Origin of the sequence: Xanthomarina sp. F2636L (assembly GCF_026410195.1) — a bacterium.
Taxonomy (GTDB): Bacteria; Bacteroidota; Bacteroidia; order Flavobacteriales; family Flavobacteriaceae; genus Xanthomarina.
This window is the reverse complement of record NZ_JAPMLM010000058.1, coordinates 1-14,799: the sequence shown is the minus strand read 5'-3', so window position 1 is coordinate 14,799 and position 14,799 is coordinate 1. Positions and strand designations below refer to the sequence as shown.

Below are 14,799 nucleotides of genomic sequence, written 5' to 3'. Positions count from 1 at the left end.
TATCTTTGGTAGCTATTGCTCGTTAAATGAATAAACTACTTTTTTATATTTTTTTGTTAAGCAGTTTTGTTGTGTTTTCACAAGAGGAGGCTTCCAATTGGTACTTTGGTGAAAATGCTGGAATCCAATTTGCTCTCGATGGCTCTGTAACCGTTTTAAACGATGGGCAATTAGATACAGTGGAAGGTTGTTCTTCTATCTCTGATGAAAATGGCAACCTTCTTTTTTACACAGATGGAACCACAGTATATAATAGTTTACATAATGTTATGAGTAACGGATATGGGCTGTTAGGGGATTCATCCAGCTCGCAATCTGCCATTGTAGTTCCAAAACCAAACGACCCAGACATTTATTATATTTTTACAGTAGGCTCCAACCAAACTCTAACTGGATTAAAATATTCTGTTGTAGATATGACTCGAGATGGAGGTTTCGGCCAAATTGTCCAAAAGAATATTAATTTATTAAATCAGAGTTCAGAAAAAGTAACTGCTGTTTTAAAAGATTGCCAATCTCAAGCTATTTGGGTTATTAGTTTATCCAACCCAACCGGATCTTCAACATCTCCCTTAAATACATTTCATGCTTTTGAAGTCACAACTGCTGGAGTAAACACTACTGCTGTAACTTCAACCTTTACAGATGTGTCCATGACAGACTTAAGAGGGTATTTAAAATTATCTCCAAGTGGCGAAAAACTAGCCTGTGCTAATGTAAGACCAAACGAACTATATTTATTTGATTTTGATACCGATACTGGAGTTCTTAGCAACAATCTAAGATTAAATATAAACAGCCCATATAACAAACCTTATGGAATTGAGTTCTCTCCAAATAGTGAATTGTTATATGTATCATCTTCCAACGATTTATTTGGACCTGGAGATAATAATCCTGCAAATCATTTTTCTGTTATAACGCAATTCGATTTAACCAATCCAGATATTGTAGGGTCACAACAAGTTATAGACCAACAAAATTCTTATAGAAGCGCCTTACAGCTAGGACCAAATGGAAAAATTTATCGGTCTATGTCTGCTACTTACGACAGAGGACTTCCTTATTTAAGCGTAATAAACAATCCAAATGAAATTGGCCCAGCATGCAACTATCAAAACAATGCTATAGATCTAGGAACAAATAATTCCACTCAAGGGCTACCTCCTTTTATTTCATCCTTTTTTATAGAAAAAATAGACATTATTAATAACACAGCAACTCCATTGTCAACAAACTATTTGCCTTTATGTCTAGGTGAGAACTATACTCTAACGGCAGAAGATATTCCTGGCGCTAGTTATTACTGGACTTTTAATGGCAATCCATTACCAAATACAGATTATTTTTTAAATATTAATCAAGATGGTATTTATGAAGTTTTAATAGATCTAAATAATGGTGGTTGCGACTTTTTAGAAGGAGAAGCCATCATTGAGTATTTCGCTATTCCAGTTGCTAACGCTGCTCCAAAAATGGATATTTGTGACGATAATAATGACGCACTTTGGGAAATTGATTTTACCACACAAGATGCAGTCATTTTAGGTTCCCAAGACCCTGATCATTATAGTATTCATTACTTTGATTCTCAAGCAGATGCAGAAGCTAATCAGAATGAAATTATTGGGTTATACTCTAATCTATCCAATCCACAGGAAATCTTTGCTAGAGTTGATTTAACAGGTAGTCCCAGTTGTTATGATACCACATCCTTTTTTGTTGAAATCTTTAATACTCCAACTGCTAATAATGTTAACACTCAACAAATTTGTGATAATGACTCTGATGGCGACTTTACAAACGGACAAGTAGAAATTTCATTACATGATTTTGATTCCATAGTATTGGGAGAACAAGATGCAACTGCTTACACCATAACCTATCATCCAACCTTATTAGATGCTGAAAATAATACAGCTGAACTTTCTGAACCATATTACAATCTAACACCATTTACAGAAACCATTTCTGTTAGAATTGAAAATAATTTAAAAATGGATTGTTTTGATACCACTACTTTCGATATTATTATAAATCCTGCTCCAACTCCTTTTAACACATCTTTACTACAATGTGATGAAGATGGTGTTAACGATGGGAGAACCTTTTTTAATTTAAACGAAGCCAACTCTACCCTAACTGGTGGTGTAGACAATTTATCGACTGCTTTTTATTTTAGTCTTTCAGATGCTGAAAACAGTAACAACCCGTTAAACGCAGCAAATTATAATAACATAGTTAACCCTCAAATTATTTATGCCCAAGTTATTGACGATACTACAGGATGCTTTAATATTGCCGAACTGTCTCTAGAAGTAAGCATCACACAACTTCTAGATTACCAAGCTCCTCCTGTTTGTGATGAGTTAGATTCTGAAGATGGTTTTAACACCTTTAATTTAAACGATTTTGAAGCTGAGATGCAGGCTCTAAATGGAATTACTTTTCCCATTACTTTTTTCGAAACCTATGAAGATGCTCTTTTAGAACAAAACGAACTGACATCTCCTTATAACAACACAATTCCTTACAATCAAACGCTTTACGCTAGGGCAGAAAATAATAATGCCTGTTATGGGATTAGTGAGGTTTATATTACCATAAACAAATTACCAGAACTTGAAGAGGATGAAACCCTTTTATATTGTTTAAACACCTTTCCACAAAGCATTACTTTAGATGCAGGAATTCTAAACGACTCTACTAGTAATTACAGCTATTTATGGTCTACCGGGGAAACCTCTGGAACCATTCAAATTAACGAAATCGGTACATATTCTGTTACAGCTACTAATATTTTTGGGTGTTCTAAATCCAGAACTATTACAGTAGAACCTTCAAATACTGCTACTTTTAACGATATTATTGTAGTTGATGCTACAGAAAACAATACCATAACCGTTCTTGTTTCTGGAGAAGGCGAATATGAATATGCGCTTTACAATCAAGATGGTTTATATTATACATATCAAACAGACAACTCGTTTTACAATGTGTATGGAGGTATTTATAGTGTGGCGGTAAGAGATATTAAAAACAATTGCGGGATTGTAACTCAGGATGTTTCTATTATTGGTTTTCCAAAATTCTTTACGCCCAATGGAGATGGTTATAACGACACTTGGAACGTTAAAGGTGTTTCCAATGTGTTTCAACCAAATACCATGATTTATATTTACGATAGATATGGAAAATTGATAAAACAAATAAATCCTCTTGGAACTGGTTGGGATGGGACTTTTAATGGAGAACCACTACCTACTAGTGATTACTGGTTTTCTGCAATACTTCAAGACGGAAGAGAGTTTAAAAGTCACTTCACTCTAAAACGATAAACATAAAAGTTGTACATTTATTTCAATAATTACCAATAAATGTATCAAATTTTTAAATACGCTTTATTAATACTTCTTTTGACTAGTAATCTAATTTTTAGTCAAGAAATCACATTATTTGAACAATTTAATGGGCACTATGATTATTTGGCTTTCGGGAACACTTTAAATCCTTCAGAAAACAATATAGTACGTGATTTTTGCGATGTTTTACCTGAGTCTCAAGCAGATTTGCTTATGCCAAGTAACACCAATATTGTCGCTGCTTATTTATTTTGGGCTGGCTCAGGGGAAGGCGACTTAGAGGTAAGTTTAAACGACACATCTATTCTTGCGGACAACACCTATACAGTAGATTTTAATGATTCTGGTTTTGGAACACTCTCCTATTTTTCATGCTATGCAAATATTACAGATTTAATTACTTCGACAGGAGATGGCACTTATAACTTATCTAATTTAGATATTTCTGAAACTCTTATAGATAACCCTGGTTATTGTGCCAATAGAACCAATTTTGCAGGGTGGTGCGTCTACGTTATATATGAGGACGATTTACTCCCTTTAAATCAAGTAAATTTATTTCAAGGTTTGGAAATCATCAATAGAAATGTAACTGAAAAAATTATTCTATTAGATAATGTCAATGTGTTAGATAATGAAGGTGCTAAAATAGGGTTTCTTGCGTGGGAAGGGGATGCTAATTTAAATTATGGCGAATCTTTATTAATCAACAACAATATTATTTCAAGTCCGCCATTAAATCCTGCAAACAATGCTTTTAATGGAACAAACACCTTTACAAACAGCAACATGTTTTATAATGGAGATGTAGATGTGTACAACATTCAAGATAATATTGATATTGGCGATACTTCAGTAGAAATAAAACTAACAACAGGCGACTATGATGCGAATGGTAATTTTCAAGCTGATTTAATCATTATTAATAATATAATTACCGTTTTAAATAGTCAGCTTCCTGATGCCACAGCTGAGATTAATAACATCTATCTCGAATGTGCTAACAGACAAATTACTATCGACTATACCATCTTTAACATAAATAGTACAGATGTACTTCCTGCAAACGTCCCAATTGCAATCTACGCAGATAACGAACTTATTGGAAACACATTAACGCTTACAGAACTTGCTATTGGAGCATCAGAAAATGGACAAATAACCGTAAGTATTCCTGAAAGCTTACCAGATTATGTAAGCATATCAATTGCTGTGGATGACACCGGTAATGGTTTTGGTGTTGTCACCGAACTCAATGAATTAAATAATGACGCTTCGCAAGACATTCAACTGCTTACAATTCCTACGCTTCCTCTAGAATCTATAAAAAGTTGTGATGAAGGGTATAATACTGCCTTTTTCGATTTAATTAAATCATTAGATCAAATTGACTCAAACGGTCAACCTTTCTCATTTTTTGAAACTTTAGACGATTTAGATTCAGATTTCAACGAAATAATCAACCCAAGCCATTACCAAAATACAAGTGTTCCACAAACTGTTTATTTAAAAGTTGAAAATGAGCCTTGTTACGACATATATTATTTCAATTTAGTTGTAGAAAACTGTCCACCACATGTACCACAAGTATTTACACCAAACAACGATGGTTATAACGATTGGTTTAATATTCAAGGGCTTTACAATATTTTCGAAGAGCATAAACTCCTTATTTATAACAGATATGGAACTCTTATTTTTGAGGGAGATAATAATAATCCTTGGACGGGAAAAGCAAACAGAGGCTTTAATAATACAAATAAAATAGTACCGACAGGAACCTATTTTTATGTTTTAAATCTCAATGAACACAACTACAAAGTTCTAACGGGATGGGTCTATTTAAATAAATAAACAACTATTGATGTATTTCATCGATTAATTTTGCATTTTGTCTAATTATTTAATTACTTTGCGGACTGATTAATCCCAAATTATTCGACTTTGAAAGTAATTAATAACTATGCCTTTATTAAGTTTAAGATTTTTAGCTATTTATTAGTTACTTGTTTTATTACTTTTTCTCAAGGTTCCTACGCCCAACAAATCTCCATAGACGACAGTATTCCTTTAAACAATCTTATAGAAACATATTTAATTCAAGGTTGTGTAGAGGTGTCTAATATTCAATCCAATAGTAATGGCTCAGTCAATTCATTAGCTAGTTATGGGTATTTCGAAAAAGCAAGTTCAAATTTCCCTTTCGAAAATGGGATCATGCTTTCTACTGGAGCAGCAACCTCTGCAGGAAATACGGTTAACGCAAACCCATTAAACGAAGGTGAAACCTCTTGGGGAACAGATTCTGATTTAGAAACAGCTCTAGGAATTAGCAATACTTTAAACGCCACTTCTATAGAGTTTGATTTTATTTCAGTTTCAAACCAAGTACAATTTAACTACATTTTAGCTTCCGAAGAATATTATGCTAATTACCCATGCGATTATTCTGATGGTTTTGCTTTTTTAATAAAACAAACAGGCTCTACCGATCCATATCAAAATGTAGCTTTAGTTCCAGGCACAAATATTCCTGTAAACACAAACACAGTCCACGAAGAAATAGTTGGGTTTTGTCCGGCAGAAAACGAAGAATATTTTGACGGTCACAATCTTGGAGATACAAATTTTAATGGAAGAACTACTGTTCTTTCTGCTACTGCTACTATTCAACCAAATGTTCAATATCATATTAAATTAGTTATTGCAGATCAATCTGACGAGAATTTCGATTCAGCAGTTTTTATAGAAGGAAATAGTTTTAATGCATCTGTAGATTTAGGTCCAGACGTAATCACTTGTGCAGATAATGTGCTTTTAAATGCAGATACTCAAAATCCATTAGCTACTTACGAGTGGTTTTTAGATGGACAATCTTTGACTGGCGAAAATTCGGAAACATTAACAGCTGTAACTTCAGGAACCTATACCATTGTTGTAAATATCCCTATAAGTAACACCACATGTGTGATTGAAGACAGCATTGAAGTTACCTTAAATTCTGAACAACCTGCTGGACCTATCTCAGATTATGAAATTTGTGACGATGCCAGCAACGATGGCATTGAAACTTTCAATTTAAGCAGTAAAGACGCCGAAGTTCTTGCCTCTGTTCCTGCTTCAAATTACAATATCAGTTATCATTATTCTTCAAATGATGCTCAAAATAATTTAAATCCTATTACAGGATCAATTCAGAATTCCACAACTCCACAAATTATTTTTGTAAGGATTCTAGATATTAATAATGGCTGTATGGCTTATGCTAGTTTTAATTTGGTGGTGAATCCAATGCCAGTAATTACAGATCCGCAACCTTTGGAAGTTTGTGATGATGGAACAGCAGATGGTTTTACACAAATAGATTTAACACAAGCCAACGACGAAATTACTAACAGCAATCCTAATTTAATTGTTAGCTATCACTATTCTCAAGCTGATGCAGATACAGGCTCAAACCCCATTGCATCTCCTTATGTAAACACCAACCAAACCGAACAACTTTTTATTAGAGTAACAGATGCTGTAACAGGATGTTTAAATACTACCTCTATAGTAATTACAGTTTTAGATAGTCCTGTAATTAATATGGAACCTCAAACAATAAATGCTTGTGAACAAGATGGAGATGGTTTTGATAGTTTTGATTTGTCAATTGTTATCGATACTATTCTGGATGGTTTAACAGGAGTTTCAACTACATTTCATACATCTTATGTAGATGCTCAAACAGGTGATAATCCAATTACAGACATTGAAAATTTCCAAAATACAACCCCAAACGTTCAAACTGTTTATATAAGAGTTGTGGATGATGTTACAGGTTGTGTTTCTATTTCATCTGTAGATTTACATACCAATATACTTGAATCTGGAACCAATATTAGAAACTTCTTTATCTGTGATGATGCCACAAACGATGGAATTGCAAATTTCAATTTAGAAAACGCTGGTAATACCATTATAAATAATTTAGAAAATGTTACTGTAACATTTTATGAAACTGAAGAGGATCAAACTAACGAAATCAACCCCATTGACCAAAGTATTCCTTACGAGGTTACTGCAAGTCCTCACCAATTATTTGTTACAATTGAAAGTCTCGATTGTACATATTTTACAGATATAAATTTAATTATCAATCCCGCTGTTCTTATACAGCCATTAGACTCTGTTGATTATTGCGACACAGACGACGATGGATTTACGGCTATAGAATTAGCTTCTTTCGACACATATATAAGCACAGGAATTCCTAACCCCCTGGTTAGATATTTCTTAAATGAAACAGATGCTGATAATAATGAAAATAGCTTACCTCCTTTCTACACAAATATTAGTAATCCACAAACTGTATATATTCGTGTTTCTAATTCCTCAACTGGATGTCATGACATTTCTCCACTAGTTATAAATGTTATACCTGCACCAACTGTAACACAACCAACAGATGTTGTAATTTGCGACGACAATCAGGATGCCTTTTCAGTTATAGATTTAGATGCTAAAATTTCTGAAATAGTTGCAAGTACTGCTAATTTAAACATCACATTTCACACTTCTGAGAATGATGCTAATGCAGACAGCAATGCTATAGGAAATACATCGGCATACAACACCAATACACAAACTGTATATGTAAGAATTGAAAGTGAAATTACAACCTGCTACGCCATTGTTTCTTTTGAAGTTATAGTAAATACGGAACCTGTTTTTCCAGATATTAGTAACTTTAGAAATTGTGAAACGGATGGTAATCAAACTGCCGAATTTTTCTTTGTAGATAAAGATTCAGAAATTTTAAATGGTCAAACTGGAAAACGTGCTTTATATTTTGAAACTGCTGAAGATGCTATAAACAGAACTAATGTTATTGATAAAACGGTAGCTTATACCAATCAATCTAATCCACAAACTATTCATGTTCGTGTAGAAAATTTTAGCGATCAAAGTTGTTATGGAGTTTCTTCTTTTATTATTGAAGTAGGGTCTATTCCTCTTTTCGATGCACCTTTAGACACCTATTTATGTGATGACATGTCCAATAACGGCGAGGAATCTTTCAACTTAAATGCTATTATTGCTGAAATGTCTGAAAACAGTCCTGAAGCTTTAATTATTACCTTTTACGAAAATTTAGTAGACGCTGAAAACGAAGAAAACCAATTACCTTTAGATTATACCAACCAAACCAATCCACAACAAATTTATGCGCGTGTGGAAAATGGCACTTATTGTCATGCTATTGCAGAATTTGGTTTAAATGTGATACAAGTACCTTTGGTAAATTCAGCTTCTGCCTTAACTCAATGCGATACTGATCAAGACGGCTCAGCTAGCTTTGATTTAACTGTTTCAGAATCGGAAGTATTAGATATTAGACAAAATGATATTTTAGTTACCTATCATGAAACTATTGAAGATGTTGAAAATAATAATATAACCATTCCAAACCCAAATGCATATAGCAATACATCAAACCCTCAAACAGTTTATATTCGAGTTACAAATACAGTTTCAAATTGCTATGTAACCATTCCGTTAGACTTAATTGTAAACTTACCTCCTACTATTAATTCTACAACTATTGAAACCTGTGATAACGATGACAATTCATTCAGTTTATTAGACACTGTAGAAGATTTAATTGGGACTCAAACTCCAATAAACTTGACTTTTTATGCTAGTTTAATAGATGCTCAAAACACTCAAAATCCTTTAGACACAGATTACACCTATCTAACTAATAACGACACTATTTTTGTAAATGCTTTAAATACAGACACAAACTGTGCTGCAGTTGCCTCTTTTAATTTATTGGTAAATCCAAGTCCTATTGCTAATCAACCTCCAAATTTGATTGCCTGTGATGACGATTTTGATAGCATGTTGTTTTTCGATTTAGCACAACAAACATCTATTGTTCTTGGAACTCAAGATCCAACTCAATTTACGGTTAGCTATTTTGAACTAGCTGAAGAAGCAATGGATAACACAAACCATATAATAGATTTAAATTACAACGCTTACGATCAACAAACTCTTTATGTAAGAATTGAAAACAATACAACAGGTTGTTTTAGCACAACATCTTTTAATACCATTGTAAACAGGAAACCAGAGGTTAATATTCCAGACCAAACAGTGTGTTTAGACAATTTACCTTTAGTGGTTTCTGCTGAAACAGGCTTTGCAGACGACACTTATTTATGGTCAACAAGCACCTCTTCGCCCGAAATTGAAATTACAAACATCGGAACCTATTCTGTAACGGTAACGTCTGTAAACGGTTGTCAAACCACATCAACATTCAACGTGATTGAATCTGAACAAGCAACTATAGAATTCACAGAAACTGTCGATTTCTCCAATCCTAATAATATTACAGTCACCATTAGTGGTATTGGTAATTATCTCTATACTTTAGATCATGGCGTCCCACAAGAATCTAATGTGTTTTATAATGTTACTTTAGGCCCACATACTATAGAAATAATCGATTTAAATGGTTGTGCTTCTGCCATTAAAGACATTGTAATAATTGATGCACCCTTATTTTTCACTCCAAATAACGATGGTTATAATGACACTTGGCATATTACCGGAGTCAACCAACTAGAAGGAACCATTATTTATATTTACGACAGATATGGGAAATTGATTAAAACACTAAACCATAGCTCTCCCGGATGGGATGGAACCTATAGAGGTAAAAACATGCCTTCTAATGATTATTGGTTTGTAGCACTTGTTAAAAAAGATGACATTTCCTTTGAAGTAAAACGACATTTTGCATTAAAAAGATAATAGAGAGTGTCATTTTTATATCCTACTATAATTTAATTTGGATAGATAATAATTGATATCTTTTAGTTGGCTAAAATTAAAACAGAAAGCAATGAATACTTCAATTTTAGAATCCAAATTAAAAAGGCATAAAATTTCTTATTCAAATGAAAATGGAAAAATAATTATTGGAAAATCAAAAACTGATTACGGAACTTTAATCGGACTTGTCATTCTTCCAATAGTAGCTGCTCTCGGAATTTGTTTGTTTATGCTTATAAATAATGCCGAATTTCGTGGAAAAATAATTGCTGGGATTATATTTTTGTTTGGAACGGGATTTTTCTCCTACTCAAGAATAAGGTCAAAAAAACAATCAAATGATAACTTAAAAAAACTTGAGCATAAAGTAATTAAAATAAAAAACGATTTTGGAGAATATATTTTTGACTCAAGAAACATAAAAGATTTTGAATACTTTGCTGAACAAATCGCTGAAGAAACCTATGAAGGAAATCTTTATTTAATTGACACAGAAGAAAGAAAACATCAAATTCTTGGATTTGACGATGAAAATGAAAAATATGTTCTTAACGATTTAAAATGGTTCTCTGAATATTTAATGAATCATGTTGGATTAAAAATAACTGTAGCAAAAAACGTATAAAACTAATTGCTATTTAATGCTAAGCCGAAGAAAAGTTCTCCAAAATGATAAAAGCACTTTACATTTCATGTTTTGACCGTAAAATTGGGTGTAGCTAATGAAAATGAATAAAAATAACAAAAGGTGTTTCATAACTTAAAGTAATGTATTTATAAATTCAGACAAAACACTTAATCAATTCATTATTCTTAAAACTGATAAAACTTTATTCCTTTAAAAAATCATTATTAGTTATATTTGCAAACTAATAACTCTTAATGAAGCCCTTTTTATTAATCACATTCTTATTAGTTTCCTGTGTTATGTTTTCTCAAAACCTGACTACAGATAGTAGAACATATACAGCTCAAGAACTTATTGAAGACATTTTAATAGACAGCAATTGCATTACAGATGTGGTTGTTACCAATGCAGTTAGTGGTAATTTTAATGGAGCTGATTCAAGTTATGGTTATTTTGATGGTAATGGATCAACTTTTCCTTTTCAAAATGGGGTGGTTTTAAGTACTGGAAGATTAGAAAATGTTCAAGGCCCAAATACCACTTTAAGTGACGATAATGCTGATGACTGGTTTGGAGACGCCGATTTAGAATATGACTTAAACGAATCGAATACAACAAATGCTACCATTTTGGAATTCAATTTTAGAGCTATTGCAGACCAAATTAGCTTTAGATATCTTTTTGCTTCCGAAGAATACCAGCAAGGCGATAGTAATACTTGTCGATATTCAGATTTATTCGGGTTTCTTATTAGAAAAGAAGATGAAACTAGATATGAAAACATTGCTGTAATTCCTGGCACAATGACACCCGTTAAAGTAACAACCGTACATTCTGGAATTCCAGGTGCATGCGATCCTATTAATGAAGCTTATTTTGGAGGCTGGAATGACTCTAGCGCTCCCATAAATTTCAACGGGCAAACAGAGGTATTAACCGCCATCGCAAACGTGATTCCAAATGAAGTTTATCATGTAAAACTAGTTATAGCAGACCATATAAATTACAGATATGATTCGGCTGTGTTTCTTGAAGCAGGAAGTTTCCAATTGAACACCAATTTAGGTCCAGATTTATTAATTGCGAATAATACAGCTTTATGTACTGATGAAACCATATTACTGGATGCTAGTCAACCTGGAACAAATACTTATAAATGGTTTAGAAATGGTATTGAACTTCTTCTAGAAACAGACCCAACTTACTTAGTAACTGAAGCAGGTACTTATAATGTGGAAGTGATTATTGATGGCACTTGTTTGTCTTATGGAAAAGTTACTATAGAAGTATCTCCTAACCCAATAGTTTTTAATACAAACTTGATTAGTTGCGATTATAATTTAGATGGCTATACAACTTATAATTTATATGACGCTGAAGCTGACGTTACAAACAATGATAGTAGATTCTCTTTAGAAAACTTCTATTTATCGGAAGCAGATGCATTATCAAATACAGATCCTATCCCTACACCTACTAGTTTTGAAAACACCATATTAAATCAAATTGTCTATGCAAGAGTTTCAAATGCTAATGGCTGTATTTCTGTAGCGGAAGTAACTTTAACATTTGCAGACAACCCAGTGATTCTCCCGTTATATCCTGCTTGTGACGACGAGACAGACGATGGTATAACAACATTTAACTTGACAGACATGGAAACCTTTGTACTGGCTCAAAGTAGTGTGCCAAATTCGTCTGTTATAACATTTTATGCTTCGCAAGTCGATTTAGAAAATCAAATGAACCCGCTTTCTGGAACATACGAAAATACAGATAGTTCATATTTTGACACCTTATATGTTCAAATTACAGATAATGGCGTTTGTTATGCTTACAATTCTATTTATTTAATAGTCTACCCATCTCCTATATTGGCTCCAGATGAAGAGTTTACTTACTGTTTGAATCTTTATCCTCAAACCATAACCTTAGAAGCTGGTATACTTTCTGGAGTCCCTTCAGACTTTAATTATCAATGGCTATTAGATGGAGTTGATTTAATGCAAAATTCTGAAGAAATTTTAATTAATGAAACAGGGGTTTACACTGTAAACGTCACTAATAGTGATAATTGTACAACCTCCAGAATCATTACGGTTCTTCCATCCAATGTGGCAACCCTAGAAGACATAGTAGTCACCGAAGCTTCCAGTAATAATTCTATTACAATTAATGTTTCAGGAGAAGGTGATTATGAATATGCTTTAGATAATGGATATTTTCAAGACAGCAATACATTTACCAATGTAGCTGCAGGTTATCATATTGGATATATTCAAGACAAAAATAGTTGTGGTATCATATCGGTAGACGTTTCTGTATTAGGCTTTCCTAAATTCTTTACACCAAATGGAGACGGTTATAACGATTTCTGGAAACCCATAGGTATAGATTATTTTGAAACCTCTGTTGAAACAAAGATTTTTAATCGCTATGGCAAACTAATGAAAGAGCTAAATGCCTTTGGTACTGGTTGGAATGGTACTTTTAATGGAAACTTGCTACCAAGTGATGATTATTGGTTTGTAGTTTCTTTTAGTGATGGAAAAGTATATCGAGGCCACTTTTCTTTAAAGCGTTGATTTTGGTAACAATCACTTAACTTACCATTCTTTTTTTATTTCTTATTTTAGCTTGCTAATTATTTTTCAATGAAACAACTATTAATTTTTTCTACTCTTTTATGCACCTTATTATGCTTCAACCATATTCTTGCAAATAATAGTAAAGAACTTATTTCCGAAATCAAGGTTAACACAGAATGTCCTTCTCCAATAATAAACTCCTTTACTCCTACAAATGGACCAGTAAATACGTTAGTTACTATTTTCGGAAGTAATTTTAACGATGCTGTAACTGTTTCTTTTGATGGAGTTTCAACCTCTTTTACAATTGTTAACGACAATGAAATAACAGCTTATTCAATTCATGGATTGGACAATACTTCGACAATTACTATTACGAGTTCAGGTGGTTGTACTGGGAACTCTTCAAGTGAATTTACTTCTATCTTATCAACGTGTACAAATGATCAAGATATTTATATCTCTGAACTTTATGATGCTGAAACAGGAAGTCCAGGTTTCATAGAACTATATAATCCAACAAATTCAACCATTGTGTTTGGCGGTATTTATGAATTACAACGTTATCGAGACATTGGAGATCCTACACCAACTGCAACGCTTATATTACCGAATTCTATTGGGCCACTTCAAACTTATCTTGTTAAAATTGGAAGCCCTAACGCATGTGGTTTAACTGAAGATGCAGATATGGGAGCAGGAATTAACGATAATGACGAAATTAAACTTTTAAAAAACGGCACACTTATAGATGTCGTAAATGCACCTAATAACAGAGGATATACTGTAATACGTAATGCAGATGCAGTGGCTCCTAGCAATATATTTAACACTTCTGAATGGCTCATTAACTCCAATGAATCTTGTACAGATTTGGGTTCTCATACTGCTAATCCAATTTCAATTACTATTCCAATTATTACACAACCTAATTGGCAATATATTTGCGAAAATGGTAATGCTTCCTATACAATATCAATAGCTACAGGCACTTACACATATCAATGGAAAGTACTTAATAGCTCTGGAGTATGGGAAAATGTTGTGAACAATGCCATTTATTCTGGCGCCAACACCAACACCTTGACCCTAAACAATGTGCCTATTAGTTTCGATAATAACCAATATTATTGCGAAATGACTTCAGCAACTTGCGATTTAGTAAGTGACGCTACTCATTTATTTGTTACTAACCCTGATGTGGACACGATAGCCAATCAAACGGTTTGTACAGATTATACACTTCCAGCATTAACAGTTGGAACCTATTTTACTGGAACTAACGGAACCGGAACACAGCTAAACGCTGGAGATGTTATTTCAACCACACAAACTATTTATATTTATAATGAAACTGGAACAGCACCAAATATCTGTTCTAACGAAAGTAGTT

Annotated in this window: 6 protein-coding genes; all 6 read left to right on the top strand. The window is 33.2% G+C overall.

All coding sequences use genetic code 11. From position 1 onward, the window contains the following. Positions 1-26 precede the first annotated feature (26 nt). On the top strand, positions 27-3,338 hold the full coding sequence (locus OS191_RS03795; protein WP_267154387.1) for a T9SS type B sorting domain-containing protein: 3,312 nt from the start codon (positions 27-29) through the stop codon (positions 3,336-3,338). A gap of 39 nt (positions 3,339-3,377) precedes the next feature. Continuing rightward, the gene (locus OS191_RS03790; protein WP_267154386.1) at positions 3,378-5,216 is read left to right on the top strand and encodes a T9SS type B sorting domain-containing protein; all 1,839 of its coding nucleotides are present in this window, start codon (positions 3,378-3,380) and stop codon (positions 5,214-5,216) included. Positions 5,217-5,306: 90 nt separating this feature from the next. Continuing rightward, positions 5,307-10,169 (top strand): T9SS type B sorting domain-containing protein, encoded by a 4,863-nt coding sequence (locus tag OS191_RS03785; protein WP_267154385.1) that lies wholly within the window; start codon positions 5,307-5,309, stop codon positions 10,167-10,169. Between the two features lie 91 nt (positions 10,170-10,260). Beyond that, the gene (locus tag OS191_RS03780; RefSeq protein ID WP_267154384.1) at positions 10,261-10,815 is read left to right on the top strand and encodes a hypothetical protein; all 555 of its coding nucleotides are present in this window, start codon (positions 10,261-10,263) and stop codon (positions 10,813-10,815) included. A 257-nt stretch (positions 10,816-11,072) separates the two neighbouring features. Further along, positions 11,073-13,403, top strand: a complete 2,331-nt coding sequence (locus tag OS191_RS03775; protein WP_267154383.1) for a T9SS type B sorting domain-containing protein — start codon at positions 11,073-11,075, stop codon at positions 13,401-13,403. A gap of 69 nt (positions 13,404-13,472) precedes the next feature. Then, the coding region (locus OS191_RS03770; protein WP_267154382.1) for an IPT/TIG domain-containing protein at positions 13,473-14,799 on the top strand (1,327 nt) is incomplete at its 3' end.